Annotated in this window: 19 protein-coding genes and 1 riboswitch; of the genes, 11 read left to right on the forward strand and 8 right to left on the reverse strand. The window is 60.6% G+C overall.

The window, feature by feature from the left end; genetic code table 11:
• Positions 1 to 4: 4 nt before the first annotated feature.
• The 4 genes from K290_RS0108460 to epmA form a co-directional block, all read right to left on the reverse strand.
• Positions 5 to 1,198, reverse strand: a complete 1,194-nt coding sequence (locus K290_RS0108460) for an acyl-CoA dehydrogenase family protein (protein WP_028751511.1) — start codon at positions 1,196 to 1,198, stop codon at positions 5 to 7.
• Positions 1,198 to 1,449 carry an acyl carrier protein gene (locus tag K290_RS0108465; RefSeq protein WP_028751512.1) on the reverse strand — a complete coding sequence of 84 codons (252 nt, stop codon included), beginning with the start codon at positions 1,447 to 1,449 and terminating at the stop codon, positions 1,198 to 1,200. The genes K290_RS0108460 and K290_RS0108465 overlap by 1 nt, the downstream gene beginning before the upstream one ends.
• A gap of 354 nt (positions 1,450 to 1,803) precedes the next feature.
• The gene (locus K290_RS0108470; protein ID WP_028751513.1) at positions 1,804 to 2,856 is read right to left on the reverse strand and encodes a lysine-2,3-aminomutase-like protein; all 1,053 of its coding nucleotides are present in this window, start codon (positions 2,854 to 2,856) and stop codon (positions 1,804 to 1,806) included.
• Entirely contained in the window at positions 2,853 to 3,917 is a 1,065-nt protein-coding gene (gene epmA, locus K290_RS0108475; protein ID WP_028751514.1) for an EF-P lysine aminoacylase EpmA, read from the reverse strand. Before epmA ends, K290_RS0108470 begins: the two co-directional genes overlap by 4 nt.
• A gap of 150 nt (positions 3,918 to 4,067) precedes the next feature.
• Between epmA and efp the strand changes: the two genes are divergently transcribed.
• Positions 4,068 to 4,637 (forward strand): elongation factor P, encoded by a 570-nt coding sequence (efp, locus tag K290_RS0108480; protein WP_028751515.1) that lies wholly within the window; start codon positions 4,068 to 4,070, stop codon positions 4,635 to 4,637.
• A 386-nt stretch (positions 4,638 to 5,023) separates the two neighbouring features.
• Here the strand turns inward: efp and K290_RS0108485 are convergent, their stop codons facing one another.
• Complete coding sequence (locus K290_RS0108485) at positions 5,024 to 6,877, reverse strand: ABC transporter ATP-binding protein/permease (RefSeq protein ID WP_028751516.1); 1,854 nt, start codon at positions 6,875 to 6,877, stop codon at positions 5,024 to 5,026.
• Between the two features lie 168 nt (positions 6,878 to 7,045).
• Between K290_RS0108485 and K290_RS0108490 the strand changes: the two genes are divergently transcribed.
• The 10 genes from K290_RS0108490 (at position 7,046) to K290_RS0108535 (ending at position 16,316) form a co-directional block, all read left to right on the forward strand.
• On the forward strand, positions 7,046 to 7,888 hold the full coding sequence (locus K290_RS0108490) for an AAA family ATPase (protein WP_028751517.1): 843 nt from the start codon (positions 7,046 to 7,048) through the stop codon (positions 7,886 to 7,888).
• The gene (locus tag K290_RS0108495) at positions 7,888 to 8,310 is read left to right on the forward strand and encodes an NUDIX hydrolase (RefSeq protein WP_028751518.1); all 423 of its coding nucleotides are present in this window, start codon (positions 7,888 to 7,890) and stop codon (positions 8,308 to 8,310) included. Before K290_RS0108490 ends, K290_RS0108495 begins: the two co-directional genes overlap by 1 nt.
• Before the next feature lie 80 nt (positions 8,311 to 8,390).
• A riboswitch (SAM riboswitch) is annotated at positions 8,391 to 8,468 on the forward strand.
• 49 nt (positions 8,469 to 8,517) lie between these two features.
• Positions 8,518 to 9,444, forward strand: coding sequence for a homoserine O-acetyltransferase MetA (metA, locus tag K290_RS0108500; protein ID WP_028751519.1), 927 nt, complete (start codon positions 8,518 to 8,520; stop codon positions 9,442 to 9,444).
• A gap of 2 nt (positions 9,445 to 9,446) precedes the next feature.
• Complete coding sequence (locus K290_RS0108505) at positions 9,447 to 10,634, forward strand: vWA domain-containing protein (protein ID WP_028751520.1); 1,188 nt, start codon at positions 9,447 to 9,449, stop codon at positions 10,632 to 10,634.
• A gap of 132 nt (positions 10,635 to 10,766) precedes the next feature.
• A complete protein-coding gene (locus K290_RS0108510) occupies positions 10,767 to 11,189 on the forward strand; it encodes a hypothetical protein (protein WP_154668569.1) in 423 nt (140 codons plus the stop codon).
• A gap of 267 nt (positions 11,190 to 11,456) precedes the next feature.
• A complete protein-coding gene (locus tag K290_RS0108515) occupies positions 11,457 to 12,482 on the forward strand; it encodes an aldose epimerase family protein (RefSeq protein ID WP_028751522.1) in 1,026 nt (341 codons plus the stop codon).
• A gap of 122 nt (positions 12,483 to 12,604) precedes the next feature.
• The gene (locus tag K290_RS0108520) at positions 12,605 to 13,378 is read left to right on the forward strand and encodes a GntR family transcriptional regulator (protein ID WP_028751523.1); all 774 of its coding nucleotides are present in this window, start codon (positions 12,605 to 12,607) and stop codon (positions 13,376 to 13,378) included.
• Complete coding sequence (locus K290_RS0108525) at positions 13,375 to 14,406, forward strand: SIS domain-containing protein (RefSeq protein ID WP_028751524.1); 1,032 nt, start codon at positions 13,375 to 13,377, stop codon at positions 14,404 to 14,406. Before K290_RS0108520 ends, K290_RS0108525 begins: the two co-directional genes overlap by 4 nt.
• Positions 14,406 to 15,563 (forward strand): N-acetylglucosamine-6-phosphate deacetylase, encoded by a 1,158-nt coding sequence (gene nagA / locus K290_RS0108530; protein ID WP_028751525.1) that lies wholly within the window; start codon positions 14,406 to 14,408, stop codon positions 15,561 to 15,563. Before K290_RS0108525 ends, nagA begins: the two co-directional genes overlap by 1 nt.
• A 24-nt stretch (positions 15,564 to 15,587) precedes the next feature.
• Positions 15,588 to 16,316: an SIS domain-containing protein gene (locus K290_RS0108535; RefSeq protein WP_028751526.1), complete on the forward strand. Its 729-nt coding sequence runs from the start codon at positions 15,588 to 15,590 to the stop codon at positions 16,314 to 16,316.
• A 6-nt stretch (positions 16,317 to 16,322) separates the two neighbouring features.
• On the opposite strand, the gene K290_RS0108540 is transcribed toward K290_RS0108535, so the two are convergent.
• The 3 genes from K290_RS0108540 to K290_RS0108550 all read right to left on the reverse strand — a co-directional run bounded on the left by K290_RS0108540 (position 16,323) and on the right by K290_RS0108550 (position 22,919).
• Positions 16,323 to 19,499 carry an efflux RND transporter permease subunit gene (locus K290_RS0108540; RefSeq protein WP_028751527.1) on the reverse strand — a complete coding sequence of 1,059 codons (3,177 nt, stop codon included), beginning with the start codon at positions 19,497 to 19,499 and terminating at the stop codon, positions 16,323 to 16,325.
• Entirely contained in the window at positions 19,496 to 20,680 is a 1,185-nt protein-coding gene (locus K290_RS0108545; RefSeq protein WP_028751528.1) for an efflux RND transporter periplasmic adaptor subunit, read from the reverse strand. The genes K290_RS0108540 and K290_RS0108545 overlap by 4 nt, the downstream gene beginning before the upstream one ends.
• A 412-nt stretch (positions 20,681 to 21,092) precedes the next feature.
• On the reverse strand, positions 21,093 to 22,919 hold the full coding sequence (locus K290_RS0108550; protein WP_028751529.1) for an ABC-F family ATP-binding cassette domain-containing protein: 1,827 nt from the start codon (positions 22,917 to 22,919) through the stop codon (positions 21,093 to 21,095).
• Between the last annotated feature and the right edge of the window lies 1 nt (position 22,920).

Below are 22,920 nucleotides of genomic sequence, written 5' to 3' on the forward strand. Positions count from 1 at the left end.
ACGATTATCCCAGTAGGCTGGTATCTTGTTTGTGGACGAGCAACATGGTCGACGTATTGCCGAGAATGCGGTCGTTCGAGATCATCAGTTGAGCGGAATGCGCATCGCGCAAATGGCGGCCGAGGCTGTAGGGCGTGCCGTTCTTATAGCCCATGATGCCGCAGATGAGCATCGCGTGGTTGATGATCGGCAGGATCATCTCGGACGATGCGATCTTGACGTTGTTCATGGCAACGGCAAACGCCATCGAGGAGAGCCGGTCGGCATCGGCCTTGGCCTCCTCATAGACATTCAAGCCGGCGACGACGTTTGATTTCACCATCTGCAGCAGGCTGGAGACCTCCGCCAGCCGCAATGCACCAGGCGGCTGCGTGCCGGGCGACTTGCGGGCCGCAGCGCGCACGAAAGCCTGGGCGCGGGCCACCGCATCGGCTGCGATGCCATACCAGACGCCGCTCCAAAGCAGATGCGAGCTTGCCAACATCGACTGCGCGGCAATCTCGGCAAACGGTTTCGGCAGGATCTGCACGGCCGGCGCTTCGCCCCTGAAGAGGAAACCATCGGAGCAGGTGCCGCGCATGCCGAGCGTGTTCCACTCGACGGTGCGCTCCAGCGTGTATTGATCCCTGAGGAAGACTGTCAGCGCCTGATCGGACGAGGCCGCCTCGGCATGGCTGCGCGAGGTGATCAGGATGGCATCGGCATGGGCACCGTAGGAGATAACCGTTGCGTCCTTTTCGAGGAAGCAACGGTCGCCCTCCACCTTGATGGCACAGATGCTGTTGCGGAGATTGCCGCCGATGCCGCCTTCCGTCGTCGCCGATGCCAGCACAAGCTGTTCCTCGGCGATGCGGCGCATGAACTCCCGGTGCCACTCACTGCCGGCGCCATGCTCGACCAAGCTCGACAGCTTGATCTGATGCATGGCGAAGACCATGGCGCTGGCCGCGCAGGCCTGGCCGAGAATCGAGCAGAGCTCGGCTATTTCGGTGATCGACGCACCTTCGCCGCCAAGATCGGCGGGGATCTGGATCGACAGCAGCCTTTCGGCGCGCATCGCATCCACAGCCTCGCGCGGGAACCGGCCCTCTATGTCGACTGCATCAGCATATTTGCCGGCGATTGCCGCGACGCGCGCGGCACGCACCGCCGCCGTGTCTCCGGCTCCTGCTTCAACCAAAGCGACCGCGACACTCATCAGGCAACCTTTCGGCTGTCCAGGATCATGCCGACCGTCTTTTCGATCGCGACGATGCTGGCAAAGGATTTGCGATTCAGCAGATTGTCGGGGAACTCGATGTCGAAGGCTTCTTCGATGCCGAGCATAAGCTGCACCGACGCAAAGGAAGACAGTCCGGCCGCATAGAGATCGGCATCGTCGGCAATCTGATCCATCGTAACGGGAAGCGCACCAAACTTGGCCAGCAAATCGCGAATCGTCTCATTCATCTTTAGTCCCTCCAGGCAATCGTAAACACGGCGGCAGCAACGCCGTCCTATCCTGAGCCGAGAAGTAACAGGCAAATTAGAACATTCCGCTAAGCGACGTGGTAAATATAACCAGGATATACTTAGCAAGAAAATCTTGAATTTTAAAATTATCTAAAATAAATTTACGATATCTAAGTCATATAACCCGTCGTTTGCAGGATAATATTTCATATTCCTAAAATACAGACGGAATGATATGCGAAGAAATGGTACTTGGCAGCAAGGTTAACGTGCCAAGTTTTCCAGCAAAGTTCATTTACAAACGTGGGCTTCGGACAGCCTGAAGTAGCAGAAACGGGCAGCGAGCAGACCCTATTCCGCCGGCGGATAGATATGTTCGCCGCCGCGATAATCCGAAATGGAATAGCAGCCTTCGCGGATTTCGTGGACGGCGTTTCGACCGATGTCTGCCTTGCCGTGGCCGCCCGGGATATCGAGGATGTAGGTGGGTTGGCAGAGGCCGGAAATGCGGCCGCGCAGTGCCGCGACGATCTTCTGTCCTTCCGCTATCGTCAACCGGAAATGGCTGGTGCCGGGGGCAAGATCGGGGTGATGCAGGTAATAGGGCTTGATCCGCGTCTCGACGAAAGCCTTCATCAGCGCCGCCAGCACATCCGGATCGTCATTGACGCCCTTCAGCAACACGGACTGACTGACCAGAACAATGCCGGCATCGACAAGCCGCGCGCAGGCGGCGCGCGCCTTGGCGGTCAATTCGCGCGGATGGTTGGCATGCAGAGCCACATAGATGGTTTTGCCGCTCACCTTCAGCGCCGCAATCAGCGCCCCATCGATCTTCAGGGGATCGACGACCGGCACGCGGGTATGGAAGCGGACGATCTTCACATGCTCGATATCGGCGAGCACACTCAGCATCTCCTCCAGCCGGCGCGGCGACAGCACCAGCGGATCGCCGCCGGTCAGGATGACCTCCCAGATCTCCCGGTGATCGCGGATATAGGCAAAGGCGGCATCGAGTGTAGCCGCGTCCAGTGTGCCAAGGCCCTGCGGCCCGACCATCTCGCGGCGGAAACAGAAACGGCAATAGACCGGGCAGACATGCACGGCCTTCAACAGCACGCGGTCGGGATAGCGGTGGACGATGCCTTCAACCGGACTATGGGCATGATCGCCGATCGGATCGGCACGCTCCTCCGGCAAAACGACGAGTTCGGCCACGTCGGGCACGAATTGCCGCGCAATTGGATCGGCGGGATCGCTGCGGTCGATTAGCTTTGCCATCGCCGGCGTCAGGGCAATGGCATATCGCTCCGCCACCGCCTCCAGCGACAGAGCCTCACCGGCATCGATCAAGCCGGCCTGTGCGAGGTCGTCGACATTTCTGATCGGGCGCATCACATTCATGAACCGAACTCCGAAACCGGCGCCCAGAGCACCTGTTCGATCCGCGAGGCACCGGTCGCCAGCATCACCAGCCGGTCGAAGCCGAGCGCTATGCCGCTCGCCTCCGGCATGACGGCAAGGGCCTCAAGAAATTCCTCATCCAGCGGATAGGCCTCGCCGTAGATGCGCGTCTTTTCCGCCATCTCGATCTCGAACCGCCGCCGCTGCTCGTCGGCATTGGTGAGTTCGCCGAAAGCATTGGCGAGTTCGACGCCGCAAGCATAGAGCTCGAAACGCTCGGCCACGCGATGATCGCGCGCCGAAGGTCGGGCAAGAGCGGCTTCCGAGACCGGATATTCGTCGAGGATCGTCGCCCGGCCGAAGCCGAGATAGGGCTCGACTTTCTCGACCAGCACGCGGCTGAAAAGATCGGGCCAATGATCGTCCTTTGCAACGCGCATCCCGATACGCCGCATCTCGGCCGCCAGATATTCGCGATCCGTCGACCCGTCGAGGCCGATCGACCCGAGCAAATCGATCTTGGCGTAACGTTCGAAGGCGGCGGCGACGCTGATGCGCTCCGGCGTAAGGAACGGATCGGTTTCGGCGCCGCGATAGCTGAGTTTCTTCGCGCCCACCGTCTCCGCCGCTAGCGCCAGCAGCGCGGCACAATCGGTCATCAGCGTTTCATAGGTCTCACCCGCGCGGTACCATTCCAGCATGGTGAATTCCGGATGGTGCAGCGGCCCGCGCTCGCGGTTGCGATAGACATGGGCGAAACAGGCAATGCGCTCCTCGCCGGCGGCCAGCAGCTTCTTGCAGGCGAATTCCGGCGAGGTGTGGAGATAGAAGGGCGCCTTCTGGCCATCCGTTGTCAGCGCTTCGGTGGCGAAGGCATGAAGATGCGCCTCGTTGCCCGGCGACACCTGTAGCGTCGGCGTATCGACTTCGATGAAGCCGTTGCGAACGAAGAATTCACGCAGCGCCGCCTGGATGGCATTGCGGCCAATCAGGAACGGCCGCCGGTCCGCATGCACGCTGCGGGTCCACCAGGGGGACGCTTTGCTGCTCGTTGGCTCCATTGCACGCTTTCTTCTCGGGATCGCCGGGGATGGGGGTGGCTATTTGCCCTGATTTAGGGTAGTTGCGCCCCCAAGCAAACAATAGCTGCGTCGCGAGGTGCATTTCGACAGTCCTCTACGACGCGACAGGCCGAGTTACAAGGAAGTCTTATGGTCAAGGTCATCGCCTCTTCAGTCCGCAAGGGCAACGTTCTCGACGTCGACGGCAAACTCTACGTCGTTCTCACAGCTCAGAACTTTCATCCGGGCAAGGGCACGCCGGTCACCCAGGTCGACATGCGCCGCATCGTCGATGGCGTGAAGGTATCCGAGCGTTGGCGCACCACCGAGCAGGTCGAGCGCGCCTTCGTCGAAGACGTGAACTTCCAGTACCTCTATGAAGACGGCGAAGGCTTCCACTTCATGAACCCGGCCAACTACGACCAGGTCGTCGTCGACGTCGAAACCATGGGTGACCAGAAGGCCTATCTGCAGGAAGGCATGACCTGCATCCTGTCGATCCACGAAGGCATTCCGCTGGCGCTCGAACTGCCGCGCCATGTCACGCTGGAAATCACCGAAACGGAACCGGTCGTGAAGGGCCAGACGGCATCGTCCTCCTACAAGCCTGCCATGCTGTCGAACGGCGTGCGCACCATGGTGCCGCCGCACATCAACGCCGGTACCCGCGTCGTCATCGCCACGGAAGACAATTCCTACGTCGAGCGCGCCAAGGACTGAGCGAACGGCCTATCGCTTCATCGGAAACGCCCTATCCTCACAACGCCCTATCCTCACGGATGGGGCGTTTTGTTTTTGGCCATGATCTTGCACGCCGAGGGGAAGTCCGGGCCTATCTCGCCCTTGGCGGGCGAGAAAGCAATTTCACTGGTTTAGAAATTACGATACAGAAAATTCTACGAATTCAGAAGTTTAGCGCAATTTCTAAGCCATTGAAATTGCAAGAGAGGGGGGCCATGTCTTGCACCGACATGCCGGGAGCTATTGCGTCCCTGCCTACCCCCGCTCTTGTAAAAACTAAAAATTAGACGAGGGCCGAGCCCTCGCCTAATCCTAAGTTTTTACTTTCTCGCCCGCCAAGGGCGAGATAGAGTTCCGCCCAAAAGCTACCGCGACGGCGAATTCGCCCTCTTGGGGGTTGCATCCCGTATCACGGCCGCCGGTGGCACGACTTCGGCAACCACTTCCTCGTGCGGCACCAGCGCCTGAAGATGCAGGACGCGTGGCGACATTGCCTGGAGATAGGCTTCGGATCGGCCAATATAGATGACGGTGGCGTCGGTGAATTCCGTTAGCAATGCCGAGAACTTCGCCTGGATATCGGGCTCCAGCCCTTCCATGACTTCATCGAGGATGATCCATTTCGGCTGCGCCAGCAGCAGATGCGCGAAGGCGAGCGCCTTTTGCTCGTCATTGTCCAGCAGCCGGTCCCAGCGCGCCTGCGTATCGAGCCTGCTCTTCAGGCGGCTAAGGCCGACCTTATCCATTGCTGCCTCGACAGCGGCATCCTCATAGGCATCCCGATCCTCAGGGAAGCAGATCGCTTCGCGCAGCGTGCCGCCCGGTACATAGGGCGTATGCGGCATGAACAGCATGTCTTCCATCGGCGGCAGGCTGATCTTGCCGGCGCCGCAATTCCATTGATGCGCCAGCGACTGGAACAGCAGCCTGCGGTTCACGCCATGGTCGCCGTTGACCATGATGTGCTCGCCGGCGGTAATCGTCACCGTGCCCTCGCGGATACGAAAACCATTCTCGATGATATCCTCACTGGTCTTGGTGGAAATCTCCATGTCCGTCCAGACCATTTCACCGGGCGCCGCATGATCGAAGGCAATGGTATGTGGCATGACCTTACCGTCATCCATCTCCGTCAAAGCCTGACGGAAATCGGTGACGCGCATCAGCGTAGCGCGCCATTCGGCGATCGGGCCGAAATTGGCGACATACCAGCGCAATGCAGTATTGACCTGGTTGAAAGCACCGACCGCCACCATCAATTGGCCGATGGTCAGCCCGCCGGAGAAATAGGCGGGTGCAGCCACCAGGATCGGAATGATCAGCACCAGCCAGCCATAACCGGCCGAAACCCAGGTGAGATTGGTATTGGCGATGGCGAGCTGACGGATGACAGCAAGCACGGCCGAGATATCGAGATTGATTCGCCGGCGCTCATTCTCCTCACCGCCGGCAATCGTAATCGCCGGCATATGCTCATTGGCATGCATCAGCGCAAAGCGCAGCTCGGCTTCCTTGGAATAACGGTCGGCATTCAGCCGCACCAGCCGGCGGCCGACGAACTGGCTCAGAAACGAGGCAGAGCCGGCATAGATAATCGCCGCCCAGACCATGTAGCCGGGGATGGAGAAGCTCATGCCCTTGAAATTGAAGACCATGCCGCTGGAGAGTTCCCAGAGCACGCCGATGAAGCTGAGCAGCAGGATGGTCGCCTGCACCAGGCCGATCGCGAGCCCTGTCGTGCTTTCGGCAAGATTGCGGGCATCCTCATGCAGCCGCTGGTCCGGATTGACGCCGATCAGGCCGGACGAGGCGAGACGAAGCGCACGTTTGGCCTGCAGCCACTGGTCGACGAGATCGCGCGCAAGGCCTTCGCGCATATAAAGCGCGGTCATTTGATTGAGCCATGCCTGCACGACATTGAGGACCAAAAGCAGGCCGGCGATGATGCCGAAGACGCCGAGCTGATGGAAAAACGCTGCAGTATCGCGCCGCGCGAGCGAATCATAAAATGGCGCATTCCAATTGTTCAGCAGAACCTGGACATAGGCCGTCACAAGGATAATCACGAACAATGCAATCGTGAGAGAAATTATCTTGATGCGTACCGCCGAATACCAAAAGGCGGAAAACATCATGCGCAGCCGATAGAGGACGCTGAAGTCGTATCCGACCCGGTCAGCTCCCTCGTTATTCGACTTGGCTTGCGTTTCAACTGCCATCAAAACTTCCCTGCGACACACTTAATCCTCAGTTAATCATGACCTGCTCACATGTCCATCCATGCGATACATCAGCGTGATCACGTTCGGTATATACACCGTTTCACGCCTTGAACCGAGTTAGGCCAAGGAATAGCTTGCGCCCCAAAGATTGATGAAAGCCTTCCAATGCAATTTCAGGGCACTGCAGACTATATCGCCGACAAGGATCTGATGGTCGCCGTCAATGCCGCAATTCGGCTGGAACGACCGCTTTTGGTAAAGGGCGAGCCGGGAACCGGCAAGACGGAACTGGCTCGCCAGCTCGCCGCTGCCCTCGGTCTCCACCTCATCGAATGGAATATCAAATCGACTACGAAGGCGCAGCAAGGCCTTTACGAGTATGATGCCGTCTCCCGCCTGCGCGACAGCCAATTGGGTGATGCCCGCGTCAATGATGTCAGGAACTACATCCGCCAAGGCAAGCTCTGGCAAGCTTTTACGGCACCAGAGAAGTGCGTGCTGCTGATCGACGAGATCGACAAGGCCGACATCGAATTCCCGAACGATCTATTGCAGGAACTCGACCGCATGGAGTTCCATGTCTACGAAACCGGCGAAACGATCCGCGCCGCGGTCAGGCCGATCGTCATCATCACCTCCAATAATGAAAAGGAGCTGCCGGATGCCTTCCTGCGCCGCTGCTTCTTCCACTACATTCGCTTTCCCGATGCCGAAACGCTGACGCGTATCGTCGAGGTGCACTATCCCGGCATCAAGCAGACGCTGGTGCGGGCCGCACTCACGCAATTTTTCGAGATCCGCGATGTGCCGGGGTTGAAGAAGAAGCCCTCCACCTCCGAGGCGCTCGACTGGATCCGCCTTCTTGTCGCCGATGATGTCGATCCCGCCACGCTACGTGCCGATGCGAAAAGCGCACTGCCGAAGCTGCACGGGGCCTTGTTGAAGAATGAGCAAGACGTCCATCTCTTCGAACGGCTGGCTTTCATGGCGCGCGGGCAAGGGAAATGATACAGCCCGATGCCGCTAAGGTCTTGATCTACGCATTGCGCGACCGGCATCTGCTGGTATTCGATGAGCCGGATTTTCCCGCCGTCCAGCTCCAGGTTCCCGGCGGCACGGTCGAACTCGGCGAAGATATTGCAACGGCGGCGGCGCGCGAATTCGAGGAGGAGACCGGTTTTGCGCCAGACGAACTCCATCCGCTCGGCGTCCACGACTACCGTTTCGAGAAGGAAGGTCGCGAGCACCATCATCGCCGGCACTATTTCCGCTGCCATATCTCCGAGACGGCGCCTGCCACCTGGCTTCACTACGAAATGACGCCGTTCGGCGGCGGCGATCCGATTGGCTTCCGTTTCTTCTGGCTGCCGATCGAGGACGCCAGGCAGCGTCTGGGCTATGGCATGCAGGCTCTCCTTGAACATCTGTAGGCCGCAACCGACATAGGGCGCGGCCGCCAGCCTTCCTTCGATGCTTGCCCCATTGACCCGCCGGGGTAGCAGGTCTATTGAATTTCTCCCGTGGTGATTTGGCCGGCCGGCTTGCAGCCACGTTAAAAAAGTCGCTAAAGGGCCGCGTGCGGACCGGTAGCGATTCTTATCGCGGCCGGTTTTTTTGTTTTTGGTCGAGTGACAACGATGCCCATCAAGATTCCCGATACGCTGCCCGCGTTCGAAGCCCTCCAGAGCGAGGGCGTGCGGGTGATGACCGAAACGGTGGCGATCCGGCAGGATATCCGCCCCCTTCAGATCGGGCTTCTCAACCTCATGCCGAACAAGATCAAAACCGAAGTGCAGATGGCGCGCCTTGTCGGCGCCTCGCCCTTGCAGGTGGAATTTTCGCTGATCCGCGTCGGCGGCCACAAGGCCAAGAACACATCGGAAGAGCATCTGCTCGCCTTCTACGAGACCTGGGAGGAGGTGAAGCACCGCAAGTATGACGGCTTCATCATAACCGGCGCCCCGATCGAGCTGCTGGATTATGAAGAGGTCACCTACTGGGACGAGATGCAGCAGATCTTCGACTGGACGACGACCAATGTCCATTCCACCATGAACGTCTGCTGGGGCGCAATGGCGGCTGCCTATCATTTCCATAAGGTGCCGAAATATACGCTGAAGGAAAAAGCCTTCGGCGTCTATCGCCACCAGAATTTGAAGCCGTCCTCGGTCTATCTCAACGGCTTCTCCGATGATTTCGCCATTCCGGTCTCGCGCTGGACGGAAGTACGCCGCGCCGATATCGAGAAGGTGCCGGGATTGCAGATCCTGATGGAATCGAGCGAGATGGGCGTCTGTCTGGTCCACGAGCAGGCGTGCAACCGGCTCTACATGTTCAATCACGTGGAGTATGATTCCACCTCACTGGCGGACGAATATTTTCGGGACGTGAATGCGGGCGTGCCGATCAAGATGCCGCATAATTATTTTCCGCATAACGATCCGGACATCGCGCCGCAGAACCGCTGGCGCAGCCATGCGCATCTGTTCTTCGGCAACTGGATCAACGAGATCTACCAGACGACGCCCTATGATCTCGAGGAGATCGGCCAAGAGAGGTTCTGAGCTTGTTCATTCCCTTCTTCCTGAAGCTGAAGGAAGCGAAGGTTCCGGTGACGCTCCGGGAGTTCCTGTCGCTTCTGGAGGGAATGGAAGAAGGGATCGCCGATTACGACGTCGAGGCCTTTTATTATCTGGCTCGCACGGCGCTGATCAAGGACGAGCGCTTCATCGACCGCTTCGATCAGGTGTTTGCGGATTATTTTCGCGGGGTGGAGGCCGTCGGCAACGACGGAGTGCCGGCCGAGGCGGTTGCTATCCCCGACGAATGGCTGCGCAAGCTCGCCGAAAGACATCTGGCGGATGAGGAAAAGAAGCTGGTCGAGGCGCTCGGCGGCTTCGAAAAGCTGAGGGAGACCCTGCGTCAGCGTCTTGCCGAGCAGAAGGGCCGAGATCAGGGCGGCTCGAAATGGATCGGTACGGCGGGCACGTCGCCGTTCGGCGCCTATGGCTATAACCCGGAAGGCGTGCGCATCGGTCAGGAAGCCTCCCGTCACCGCAAAGCGGCGAAAGTCTGGGATCGCCGCGAATTTCAAAATTTCGATGACAGCGTCGAGCTTGGCACCCGCAACATCAAGGTGGCGCTGAAACGACTCCGTCGCTGGGTGCGCGAAGGGGCGGCCGAAGAACTCGACCTCTCCGGAACGATCCGCTCAACCGCCGAGCACGGCTATCTCGACGTCCAGACCAGGCCGGAGCGGCGCAATGCCGTCAAACTGCTGATGTTCTTCGATGTCGGCGGCTCGATGGACGACCATATCCGCGTGGTCGAGGAACTATTCTCCGCAGCCCGCGCCGAATTCCGGCACATGGAATATTTCTACTTCCACAACTGTCTCTATGAAGGCGTGTGGAAGGACAATCGCCGCCGGCGCGCCGATGTCACGGCAACGACCGATCTGATCCGCACCTTCGGCCCCGATTATCGCGTCGTTTTCGTCGGCGATGCTTCGATGAGCCCCTATGAGATCACCCATCCCGGCGGCTCGGTAGAACATTGGAACAAGGAGGCCGGCGATATCTGGCTCAGCCGCATCACCGGCCATTTCCGCAAATGCGTCTGGCTCAATCCCGTGCCCGAAGACTATTGGAGCCATACCACCTCGATCTCGATCATCCGGCGCCTGTTTGGCGACCGAATGTATCCTCTGACGCTCGGCGGCTTGGAGAAGGCGACGCGGGAACTGTCGCGCTGAGCTACGTCTCCTCGGGGCAGCCGCAGCTTTTGCAAGCCGAAATGCCACCAAACCACCACAACCCGCTGTAGAAAGAAACATTCAGTATTGGTGAATACTATCTCGAATCGCGGGAAATTGGCGGAGATGTGCGTGCGCCACGCTGTTAAATTGCTTCTCTTCATCTCAACCGTTTTGTCGGTCTCGCAGCCGGCAAGATCGGAGCAAGGTAACTTCTCCGGCCAGTGGGAGCAGATCCATTCCGACGCCGGTCCATGCGAAAAATGCCTTGTGGGAATAGTAAGGCAGGGCAAATTCATGATGATCAGCGCAAACAACGGCTGGAGCGCCACGGCGGAGACGAGCAGAAGCGGAAATGTGAGCTACGCGGCAGGCACAGGCCAATGGGACGTCCCGACAGGAAAATATAGCCAAAAGGCGTTCGATATCCTTCTTGCCATTCGCGGCGATAGGTTGATGGTGATCATGATAACCGAAAAAGCGAACGGGTCGAAACAATCGATCAGAACGTTTTTCAGCAGGCGGGCAGCTAAACTTCTTTACGACAAGGCGTAGCTCGAACGCACATCTTCACAAATCAGGCAACGAGCACTCTTGCTCGGTATAGGCAAAGCAAGCACAGAGAATGGGAAAATCGGCTGCCTGTCGTATGCGCTGCACATTTGCGGCGCAATTTGCCAATCCGAAGCTATCGGCGAACACCGTATGCAGCCTTGATCCCCCTCTGCCCGCCCCTAAATTTCGCGATCGAACCGGTTGCGGACCGACGCAAATGGGGGCAGGGTCTGGCCTCGAATTTTCGATAGGAACGGATGAGCTGATATGACGAACGACAATTTGGAGCGAGAAGTTTTCGGAACGACTGCGGATGGAGAAACGGTATATCGCGTCAGAATAGCGGGCGGCGGCTTGACGGCCCATATCATGACCTGGGGTGCCGTCATTCAGGACCTGCGGCTGGAAGGCCATAGCCCCGCCCTTCTGCTCGGCTTCGATAACTTCGACGATTATCCGGCCCACTCCTCCTATTTCGGCGCCACGCCCGGCCGCTGCGCCAACCGCATCGGCGCCGGCCATTTCACGCTGGACGGTAAGGACTATCAGCTCGACCTCAACGAAAAAGGCGTCACCCATCTGCACGGCGGCAAGGACAATACCGCCAAGCGCAACTGGACGATCGTCGAACACGCCGTCGACCGCGTCGTCCTGAAAATCGTCGATCCCGACGGCCGCGCCGGCTATCCCGGCAATTGCACCATTCAGGCGACCTATTGGGTGCATGGCAACGGCGAATTCTCGGTCACCTACGAATCGACGACCGATAAGCCGACGCTCGCCAATGTCTGCCAACACGCCTATTTCAACCTCGATGGCCGTGACGACGCACTCGGCCACGACATCATGATCGCTGCAGATCACTATACGCCAACGGACGAAAAGCAGATACCGACGGGCGAAGTGCGCCCCGTCGCCGGCACCGTCTTCGATTTCCGCGAAATGGCGCCGATGATGCGCTTCGATGGGGCCGAACAGGCGCTCTACGACCATAATTTCTGCCTGTCGTCCGAGCGGACCGCCAAGCGCTCGGTGGTGCTGGCACGCAGCGTCAATTCCGGTGTTTCGCTTGAGGTGCGCACGACCGAGCCGGGCGTGCAGTTCTATGCGGGTTTCAAGCTGGATGTTCCCGTCCCCGGTCACGACGGCCGCAAGATCGGCCCCTTTGCAGGTTTCTGCCTTGAAACGCAGGTCTGGCCGGATGCCATAAACCACCAGGGCTTCCCGAACGCCGTGCTTCGCCCTGGCGAAGTGCTGCGACAGGAAACGGATTACATTTTCACCAAGAATTGAGCTGAAGGCACCGCTATCCCTGACTTGTCGCCTGGGTGCAGATAGCACCCAGGCTATTCATTTTAGCCCGGAGGCCAGATTCATCTTGCAGATTGGTTCTAAATAGGTTCTATAAAGAACCCATGGACAGAACCAGTTTGATCGCTGAATTGAACAGTCGTGGTCTGCGCGATGAGGCCAGGACCGGCCCGTTGTACAAACGCCTGGCGCAGGCGCTGACCGGCCTCATCCAGGAAGGCCTGCTGAAATCGGGAACGGCCCTGCCGGGCGAGCGCGATCTGGCTGAGGCGCTGCAGGTCGGCCGCGTCACGGTCCGCACCGCCTATCGCGATCTGCTGGCCTCCGGGGCGATCGAGTCGCGCCATGGCAGCGGCACTTTCGTGTCGCAGCGTGTCGAGCGCATCGAACAACCGCTCTGGCGCCTCTCCTCCTTCTCGGCCGATATGCGCTCGCGCGGCCGCGAGCCGGCCGCAAAGATTCTCTCGCGTACGGTCAGCGCGCCCGCCCCGGAAGAATCCTTCCTGCTCGGTCTCGGCCTGGACGAACCTGTGCTGCGGCTCGATCGCCTGCGCCTCGCGGACGGCCAGCCGCTCGCCATCGAACGCGCCGTCGTTCCGGTCAAATTTCTCGGCGAGGATGCGGTTTCAGAGGGTTCGCTCTATGATGCGCTGGCCGGGAATGGCTTCAAGCCGGTCCGGGCTCTGCAGCGGTTGACAGCGGTGACGCTCGATCCGACCTCCGCGTCGATCCTCAACGTCAAAGCCGGCGCGCCCGCGCTTTTGATCGAACGTATTTCACGCCTGGAAGACCAGCGCGTCGTTGAATACACCCGCTCGCATTATCGCGGCGATGCCTACGATTTCGTTGCCGAATTGAGAATTGGAGATGACCTATGAGCGAGACCCAATCCCTGATGCTGACGGAAGCCGGCCAGTCGCCGGATGTCGTCGCGGCCCTGCTTGAGAAAGAAAAGCCCGTCTTTGCGGAAATTGCGAAGCTCTTCGCCTCCAACCGCCCGACGGTGATCACCACGGCGGCGCGCGGTTCTTCCGACCATGCCGCCACTTTCTTCAAATATCTCTTCGAAATCTCCCATGGCATTCCCGTCGCCTCGGTCGGGCCTTCGATCGCCTCGGTCTACGGCGCCCCTCTGCACCTGAAGGGCGGCATCCACTTCACCGTATCGCAATCCGGCGGCAGCCCGGACATCATTGCGCTGCAGGCTGCCGCCAAGCAGGGCGGCGCCACCACGATCGCCGTCGTCAATGTCACCGACAGCCCGCTTGCCAAGGAGGCCGACATCGTGCTCGGCCTCAACGCCGGTCCGGAAAAAAGCGTCGCCGCCACGAAATCCTTCATTGCATCGGTCGCGGCACTTGCCGGCGTTACTGCGGCAATCTCGAAAGACCAGGCGCTTGCCGGCGGCCTCGCCAAATTGCCGGAAGCGCTTGCCGCGACATCGGGGATCGACGGCAAGGCCGCCGAGGACGTGCTCTTTAACGCCACATCGCTTTATACCGGTGGCCGCGGTCCCGCCTTCGCCATTGCGCTGGAGGCAGCGCTGAAGGCCAAGGAAACCTCCGGCCTGCATGCCGAAGCCTTTTCGCTTGCCGAACTGATGCATGGGCCGATGCGGTTGGTGCAGCCCGGCTTTCCAATCGTCGCCTTTTCGCCCGACGATGCAGCCTTTGCCAACAACGCTCAGGCGCTGGAGCGCCTGCAGAAGCTCGGCGCCACGGCGGTATCCTTCTCCAACGCACCCCTACCGGGCATCAACCTTCGTATGCCTACCACCGGCAACGGCCTGCTCGACCCGCTGGTGTCGCTGCTCTGCTATTATCGCCTCATCGAGTCCGTGACACGGCGCAAGGGTTTCGATCCGGATAAGCCGGCTAATCTTCTTAAGGTAACGGAGACCATGTGATGGACTACAAGGTCTTTATCGGCGCCCGCATCTTCGATGGCGACCGGTTTCATGAGGACAGTGCGCTGGTGATCGGCAATGGCCGCGTGCATGCCATCACAGGCGCGAACGACGTGCCTGACAATGCCGAGACGATCCGGCTGAATGGCGGGGTGCTTGCCCCCGGCTTCATCGATGCGCAGGTGAACGGCGGCGGCGGCCGCATGCTGAACGACGAGCCCTCGCCCGAATCCATGTACATGATCACCGAGGGGCACCGTCCCTACGGCACGACATCGGTGCTGCCGACGCTGATCACCGATGTGGCAGCCGCAACGACGGCGGCGATCGAAGCGGCCATCGAGGCCGTCACGGCCAATCGCGGCGTCGCCGGCCTGCATCTCGAAGGTCCGCATCTGGCGCCGGCCCGCAAGGGTGCGCATCTCGCCGAACTGATGCGCCCGGTCGAAGACAGAGACGTCAAGACCTTCATCCGCGCCCGCGAGGCGATCGGCACTCTGCTGATCACCATGGCGGCCGAGCAGGTGACCGAACGCCAGGTACAGGCGCTGAACGAAGGCGGCGTCATCGTCAGCATCGGCCACAGCGACTGCACAGCGGAAGCGGCCGATGCCCGTTTCGACGCCGGCGCCCGCGGCGTCACCCATCTCTTCAACGCCATGAGCCAGATGGGCCATCGCGCCCCGGGTCTCGTCGGAGCCGCGATCGACCATCCCGCGCCCTGGTGCGGCATCATCGCCGACGGCCACCATGTCGATCCGCGAGCCCTGCGCATCGCGCTGCGCGCCAAGCGCGGCGAAGGCCGGCTGTTCTTCGTCACCGACGCCATGTCGCTCGTCGGCACCGACCTTCCGAGCTTTACCCTGAACGGCCGCACGGTCTATCGCACCAAGGGCGGCTATTGCTCGAAGCTGACGCTGGACGACGGCACGCTTGCCGGCTCCGACGTCGATATGGCCTCGACGATCCGCTACGGCGTCAACATCCTTGAATTGCCGCTGGCGGAAGCCCTGCGCATGGCGACGTCCTATCCGGCCCAGTTCCTGCGGCTCACCGACCGCGGATATCTGACGCCCGGCACGCGCGCCGATCTGGTTCACATCAATGACGGCATCGAAGTCACCGGTACATGGATTTCCGGCCAGCCATCGGCCTGAGACAGCAACGAGAAAGGCACGGAAATGACCGCAGTCACGGACAGCTATTTCTCCGCCCTCATCGGCCGGCTGGAAACCTTGCGCGAAACGCTTGCCGAGCCGATGGAAAAGGCAGCGGTGGTCATCAGTGCGGCAGCGCGCGCCGACCGGCGCGTCTATGTCTTCGGCACCGGCCATTCGCATATGCTCGCGGAAGAGGTGCATTACCGCGCCGGCGGCCTCGCCTTCACCATCCCCGTGCTGGTCGGCTCCGCCATGCTGCATGAAGGCGCCGTCATCAGCTCGGTCTACGAGCGCACCGAGGGCCTGATACGGCCGATTTTCGAGCGCTACGGCATGCAGCCCGGCGATGTGCTGATCATTGCCTCCAATTCCGGCGTCAACGCCGCCCCGATCGAGGCCGCCGATTACGGCCGCGAGATCGGCGCGACGGTCATCGCCATCACCTCGCTTGCCTACTCCGCCGCCATCGCCAACGGCCGCCGGCGCTTGGCCGATATTGCCGACATCGTCCTCGACAACGGCCTGCCGCCGGGTGATGCCGTCATCGACCTGCCGGGCAGCGATTTAAAGGTCGGGCCGGCGTCGACCGCGATCGGCGCCACTGTGCTGAACGCTATTTTCGCAGAGGTCGCCGCCGAGCTTTGCAAGGACGGCGACCCGCCGGTCTATCTCAGCGCCAACATGCCCCGCGCCAAGGAAATCAATCAGCGGCTGGTGAAAAAATACCGGCCACGCAATCCGCATCTCTGATCGGTGTCACTGCGCCGCGTCGCGGGCTGACGCCTCCGCCGCGGCCTCCTCCGCCTGCCTGCGCCGCCTGCGCAGCACGACGTAGAACACCGGCGTCAGGAACAGGCCGAACAGCGTCACGCCGAGCATGCCCGAGAAGACCGCAGTACCCAGCGACTGGCGCATTTCGGCGCCTGGGCCTGTGGCGATCATCAGCGGCACGACGCCGAAGATAAAGGCGAAGGCGGTCATCAGGATCGGCCGCAGGCGCAAATGGCTGGCCTCGATTGCCGCTTCGACGGCGCTCTTGCCCTCCAACTGCGCCTGGCGGGCGAATTCCACGATCAGGATCGCGTTCTTCGCCGCAAGGCCGATCAGCACGATGAGGCCGATCTGCGTCAGGATATTATTGTCCATGGCCCTCAGATGCACGCCGATGAGCGCGGCCAGCACCGCCAGCGGCACGATCAGGATGATGGCAAGCGGCAGGATCCAGCTTTCATATTGCGCCGAAAGCGCCAGGAAGACGAAAATGACCGACAGCGCGAAGATATAGACCGCCGTATTGCCGGTGTTCTTTTCCTGGTAAGCGAGTTCCGTCCATTCGAAGGTGGTGCCCACCGGCAGCAGATTCTTCGCCAGTCCCTCCATCGTGTCGAGCGCAGTGCCGGTCGACACACCAGGTCCCGGATTGCCCTGAAGGGGAACCGAGACATACATGTTATAGCGCTGAACGAGCGTCGGCCCGGTCGTATCCTGAATGTCGACCAGCGTGCCAAGCGGCACGAGCGCACCGGTGGCCGAGCGAACCTTCAGAGCGAGAATATCCTCTCGGTCCATGCGGTATTGCTGATCCGCCTGCGCGCGCACCTGGTAGACGCGGCCGAAGGCGTTGAAGTCATTGACATAGGATGTGCCGAGATTGATCGACAAGGTCTCGAAAATATTCGGGATCGGCACGTTCAGTGCCCGCGCCTTGTCGCGGTCGACCGCGAGGAAATATTCCGGGCTGTTGGCCGAGAAGGTGGTGAAGACGCCGCTGACGCTCTTGTTCTGCGCGGCGATCCCCATGAGCTGATAGGCAAGCGGAAGAATCCGCCGCATGTCGGCATTTTCCCGGTCCATGATCTGCATCTTGAAGCCGCCCGAATTGCCGACGCCGCGGATCGAAGGCGGCGGAATGGCGATAATGAAGGCTTCCTGGATGCCCTGCAGGCTGCCGTAGAGCTGACCGATGATTTTGCTCGCGGTCTCGCCGCTTTTCAGTCTCTCCTCGAATGATTTGAAGGGCGTGAAGATGACCCCGGAATTCGAGGCATTCGTAAAGGTCGCGCCGTTGAATCCGGCGAAGGCGACAGCATTTTCGACGCCCGGTGTTTTCCTGATGATCTCCGTCGCCTTCTGAATGACAGCGTTGGTGCGTGCAAGCGAGGCGCCGTCCGGAAGCTGCACGACGACGATGGCATAGCCCTGGTCCATGGTCGGCACGAAACCCTGCGGCACGATCTTGGCCATGTACCAAGTGGCGCCAAGCAGCCCGACGAAGACGATAAGAGCGCAGCCGAGCGCGACCCAGGTCGTGACGAGATGGCTGATGACCCAGGAATAGCCGCTGCTCATCCGGTCGAAACCCCGGTTGAAGCCATTGCCGAGCGCGCGGCCGAAGCGCGAGAAGATGTTCGTCGATTTCTTATGGTCGTGCGGGCGCAGCACAATCGACGCTATCGCTGGCGACAGCGTCAGCGAATTCAGGCAGGAAATCGCCGTCGCAACGGAAATCGTCACCGCGAACTGCCGGTAGAATTGCCCCGATATGCCGGGAATGAAAGCCGTCGGCAGGAAGACGGCGATAAGCACCAGCGAAATCGCCAGCACCGCCGTGCCGACCTCGTTCATGGTCACGTGCGACGCCTCTTTCGGCGTCATTCCGAGCGCGAGATTGCGCTCGACATTTTCGACAACGACGATCGCATCATCGACGACGATGCCGATGGCAAGCACCAGGCCGAACAGCGTCAGCATGTTCAGCGAGAAGCCGAAGGCGAGAAGAAAGGCGAAGGTACCGATCAGCGAGACCGGGATGGCGACGATCGGAATGATCGCCGTTCGCCAGGATTGCAGAAAGACCAGCACGACGATGGCAACAAGGATCGCTGCCTCGAAGATCGTCTTGTAGACCTCATTGATCGATTCCGAGATGAACTCCGTCGGATTGTAGACGATGCGGTATTCGAGGCCCTGGGGGAAATCCTGTGCCAGATCCTTCATCGTCTTCTGGATATCCGCGGCAGCGGCAAGCGCATTGGTACCCGGCCGCGCAAAGATGCCGAGCGCAACGGCGGGAGAGCCGTTCAGATAGCTGTTGGTGACATAATCCTGCGCGCCGAGCTCGATGCGCGCCACATCCTGCAACTGCACGAGCCGGCCGCTATCCGTCGCCTTTACGATGACATAGCGGAATTGCCGCGCATCGGAAAAACGCCCTTGGGTCGTCACCGTATATTGAAAGGCGTTGGTGCCCGAAATCGGCGGCCCGCCGATCGAGCCGCCCGAGACCTGCACGTTCTGATCCCGCAATGCCTGGACGATATCGCCGGCGGTCATGCCGTAGGCGGCGAGCTTTTCCGGGTCGAGCCAGATACGCAGGGAATATTGGCGCTCGCCGAAGAGCTGCACGTCGCCGACGCCGTCGAGCCGAACGAGAAGGTCGCGAATGCGCGTGCGGGCGTAGTTGGAGATATAAAGCTGATCATAACGATTGCTTGGCGAAAGCAGATGCACGACCATCATCAGGTCGGGCGAGCTTTTGACCGTGGTGATGCCGATGCGGCGGACTTCGTCCGGCAAGCGGGGTTCGGCGATGGAGACGCGGTTCTGGACCAGAACCTGCGCCTTGTCGAGATCGGTGCCGAGCTTGAAGGTGATGGTCAGCGACATCGAACCGTCGGCGCTGGAATAGGAGGACATGTAGAGCATGTCCTCGACACCGTTGACCTCCTGCTCGATCGGCGTTGCTACGGTATCGGCGATGGTCTGCGAATCCGCCCCCGGATAAGAGGTCCGCACCACGATCGTCGGCGGCGCCACCTCCGGATACTGCGCGACTGGAAGCTGAAAATAGGCAATGCCGCCGACGATCAGCAGCACGATGGAAAGGACCGACGCGAAAATCGGCCGGTCGACGAAGAAATGGGAAAATCTCATTGATCCGACCCCTGGACCGACGCTTGGGCCGGCGCCTCTTCATTCGTCGCATCCTGGGGCAGTTGGATCATTTGCGGCGCGACTTTGACGCCGGGCCTGATGCGTATCACCCCATTGACGACAATGGTTTCGTCACCGGTCATGCCGCTGCGGATGACGCGGTAGCCGTAGAGCTTCGGCCCAAGCCGCACGGACTTCGGCGTCACGCTGCCATCGGCACCGACGACGTAGACGACGCGCTGATCCTGATCGGCGCCGATGGCCTCGTCAGGAACGAGCACTGCCTTGTAGCTGTTGGAACCGGAAACCTGGATGCGCCCGAACAGACCGGGCTGCAGAACGAAATTCGGATTGGGGAAGCGAGCGCGCACGCGGATCGTACCGGTCTGGTTGTCGACGCGGTTTTCCGCGAAATCGAGCTTGCCCTTGAACGGCTGCTGGCGAGGATCGGCGATCGTCACCGTGACATCGAGGCCACCGCCGCCCTGCTGCAGGGCGCTGCCGTTCTTGCGCGCTTCATCGGCATAGGAAAGCAGGCGGCGCTCATCCACGTCGAAATAGAAATCGATCGGATCAAGCGAAACGATAGTCGTCAAAACGGTCTGGTCGGCCTGTACGAGATTGCCGACCGAAATCAGGCGCCGGTCGATGCGGCCGCTGAGCGGCGCGGTGATTTTGGTATATTCCATGTCGAGCGAGGCGCGATCGACAGCCGCCTGCGCTCCGCGGACGTTCGCCTGCGCCGAGATCAGGTCACGGCGGCGGTCGTCGAGATTGGATGCGGACAAGCTGCCGGTGCCCGCCAATGCCTGCGTGCGCGCAAATTGCGCATCGGCGTTCGTCAGCGTCGATTTCGCGACTTCCAGGGAAGCCGTGGCTTCATTCAGCGCGTTGACATAGGGCCGCTGGTCGATGACGAAGAGCAGGTCTCCCTGCTTGACGATGGTGCCGTCCTGGAAATGCACCTCCTGCAGATAGCCGCCGATGCGCGAACGCACGGAAACCTCGTCGACTGCCTGGAAGCGCCCGATGAATTCATCGCTGTCGATGACATCGCGGACCACGGGTTTGGCGACCGTCACGGGTGCCGCGGGCGGCGCATTCTGCGCCAGCACCTGATATCCCGGGAAAACAGCAATTGCACAGCTCAATAATGCGACACGCGCCAGCGTCATCGGCATGGAGGACCCCCTGAACAATAAATCACCCGCGGCAAAACTGCCGCGCCAAGTGTTCGTGATATCTGCCTGCAGCCTTCCACGAAGGACCTGCCGCCGCGGGGCGGCGCTATATGGTCAGGTCTCTTCGGACTTCCCCATGCGTCGCGGATGAGTGACGATCCGCGACGTCCTCCAGCTCTAGAGCGCCAAGCGTTTGCCTAAACGCAGAAGTGGGCTCTCGACATTTGAACCTGGAGCATCTGTCCGCCGAGGTGATTCACCTGAAAGGGGGATGCTCTAGTCCGGGACTTTCAACACAATGTATAAACAGTTTATCGAATTCGACAACAGAGAATAGCGTCGGCTGCAACCATCTGTTTTCTTTAATATAGCGATGGCGATGAAAGGTTGATGACACGGCCTGAACCGGTCTTCAGCCCTCCAGCTCTTCCCGCAGCATCTCGAGCTCCAGCCATTCCTCTTCCATCTTCGTCAGGCTGTCGCGCAGCTTTTCCATTTCGGCCGCAAGGCGGTTGAAACTGGCCGGATCCTTGGCGAAGAGGTTGGGATCGGCCATTTTCTTTTCGCGGGCGGCGATATCAGCCTCGGTCTTTGCCATCTCCTTCGGCAGGTTTTCGAGCGCGAATTTCTGCTTGTAGGAGAGCTTGCCCTTACCCTTCGAAGTCTCCGCCACAGCCGCCGTCTCCACTGCCTTCGGTTTCTCGGCCGCCTTTTCAGCCCGTCTGCGCTCCTCGATCGCGCCCTTGCGCTGCGCGAGCATATCGGAATAGCCGCCGGCATATTCGATCCAGCGGCCGTCGGGCTCTTCGGGATTGGCGGGGGCGATGGTCGAGGTCACGGTGCGATCGAGGAAATCGCGGTCATGGCTGACGAGGATAACGGTGCCGTTGAAGCCGGCGACGATCTCCTGCAGCAGGTCCAGCGTCTCGATATCGAGATCGTTGGTCGGCTCGTCGAGGATCAAGAGATTGGTCGGCCGCGACAGGATGCGCGCCAGTATGAGCCGGGCGCGCTCGCCGCCGGAAAGATTTTTGATCGGCGTACGCGCCTGTTCCGGCTGGAAGAGGAATTCCTTCATATAGCCGGTGACGTGCCGCTGCTCGCCATTGACCAGTAGGTTTTCGCCGCGCCCATCCGTCAGATAATTGGCGAGCGTATCCTCCGGATTGAGGTCCTCGCGCTTCTGGTCGAGGGTGGCGATCTCCAGATTGGTGCCGAGCTTGACCGTGCCGCTATCCGGTGCCAGTTGCCCGGTCAGCATCTTCAAAAGCGTCGTCTTGCCGGCACCATTCGGGCCGACGAGACCGATACAATCGCCGCGATGCACGCGGATCGAAAACGGCGCAACGATGACGCGCCCATCATAGGCCTTGCTGATCTTGTCCGCCTCGATCACCAGCTTGCCGCTCTCCTGCGCGTCGGCCGCGGTTGCCTGCACCGTGCCAAGAGCGTCCTTATGGCCGCGATGGCGCGCGCGCATGTCCTGCAATTCGCCGAGGCGGCGCATATTGCGCTTGCGCCGCGCGGTCACGCCATACCGCAGCCAATGTTCCTCGCGCTCGATCGCCTTGCCGAGCTTGTGCTGCTCCAGCTCTTCCGCCTCCAGCACTTGGTCGCGCCAGGCTTCGAAAAAGGCAAAACCACGATCGAGCCGCCGCGACGTGCCGCGATCGAGCCAGACGGTCCCCGTCGAGACTTTTTCCAGGAAGCGCCGGTCGTGCGAGATCAGCACCAGGGCGCTGCGGCTCTTCTGCAGCTCGCCTTCCAGCCATTCGATGGTCGGCAGGTCGAGGTGGTTGGTCGGTTCGTCGAGCAGCAGGATATCCGGCTCCGGCGCGAGAACGCGGGCGAGAGCTGCGCGGCGCGCCTCGCCGCCTGAAAGAGTCTTCGGGTCTTCCTCGCCGCTGAGACCAAGATGCGAGAGCAGGTAGGTGACGCGATAGGGATCATCGCCCGGGCCGAGCCCGGCTTCGGCATAGGCTGCCACCGTCTTGTAATCGGCAAAGTCTGGCGCCTGCTCGAGATAGCGCACCGTGGACGACGGATGACGGAACACTTCGCCGGACTGGGCCTCGACGAGGCCGGCAGCGATCTTGAGGAGGGTCGACTTGCCCGAGCCGTTGCGGCCGACGAGGCAGATCTTGTCGCCCGGCTCCACCTGCAGCCCGGCGCCGGCCAAGAGCGGCGCGCCGCCGAAGCTCAGGAAGATGTCATCGAGTTTCAGGATAGGAGGGGCCAAG

This window comes from Rhizobium leucaenae USDA 9039, from assembly GCF_000426285.1.
In the GTDB taxonomy this organism is placed as follows: Bacteria; Pseudomonadota; Alphaproteobacteria; order Rhizobiales; family Rhizobiaceae; genus Rhizobium; species Rhizobium leucaenae.

What these genes read in the sequence shown, in the direction of transcription:
- K290_RS0108460 (WP_028751511.1), bottom strand. Translation starts at nt 1,198, where the DNA reads ATGAGTGTCGCGGTCGCTTTGGTTGAAGCAGGAGCCGGAGACACGGCG.
- K290_RS0108465 (WP_028751512.1), bottom strand. Translation starts at nt 1,449, where the DNA reads ATGAATGAGACGATTCGCGATTTGCTGGCCAAGTTTGGTGCGCTTCCC.
- K290_RS0108470 (WP_028751513.1), bottom strand. Translation starts at nt 2,856, where the DNA reads ATGAATGTGATGCGCCCGATCAGAAATGTCGACGACCTCGCACAGGCC.
- epmA (WP_028751514.1), bottom strand. Translation starts at nt 3,917, where the DNA reads ATGGAGCCAACGAGCAGCAAAGCGTCCCCCTGGTGGACCCGCAGCGTG.
- efp (WP_028751515.1), top strand. Translation starts at nt 4,068, where the DNA reads ATGGTCAAGGTCATCGCCTCTTCAGTCCGCAAGGGCAACGTTCTCGAC.
- K290_RS0108485 (WP_028751516.1), bottom strand. Translation starts at nt 6,877, where the DNA reads ATGGCAGTTGAAACGCAAGCCAAGTCGAATAACGAGGGAGCTGACCGG.
- K290_RS0108490 (WP_028751517.1), top strand. Translation starts at nt 7,046, where the DNA reads ATGCAATTTCAGGGCACTGCAGACTATATCGCCGACAAGGATCTGATG.
- metA (WP_028751519.1), top strand. Translation starts at nt 8,518, where the DNA reads ATGCCCATCAAGATTCCCGATACGCTGCCCGCGTTCGAAGCCCTCCAG.
- K290_RS0108515 (WP_028751522.1), top strand. Translation starts at nt 11,457, where the DNA reads ATGACGAACGACAATTTGGAGCGAGAAGTTTTCGGAACGACTGCGGAT.
- K290_RS0108520 (WP_028751523.1), top strand. Translation starts at nt 12,605, where the DNA reads ATGGACAGAACCAGTTTGATCGCTGAATTGAACAGTCGTGGTCTGCGC.
- K290_RS0108525 (WP_028751524.1), top strand. Translation starts at nt 13,375, where the DNA reads ATGAGCGAGACCCAATCCCTGATGCTGACGGAAGCCGGCCAGTCGCCG.
- nagA (WP_028751525.1), top strand. Translation starts at nt 14,406, where the DNA reads ATGGACTACAAGGTCTTTATCGGCGCCCGCATCTTCGATGGCGACCGG.
- K290_RS0108535 (WP_028751526.1), top strand. Translation starts at nt 15,588, where the DNA reads ATGACCGCAGTCACGGACAGCTATTTCTCCGCCCTCATCGGCCGGCTG.
- K290_RS0108540 (WP_028751527.1), bottom strand. Translation starts at nt 19,499, where the DNA reads ATGAGATTTTCCCATTTCTTCGTCGACCGGCCGATTTTCGCGTCGGTC.
- K290_RS0108545 (WP_028751528.1), bottom strand. Translation starts at nt 20,680, where the DNA reads ATGCCGATGACGCTGGCGCGTGTCGCATTATTGAGCTGTGCAATTGCT.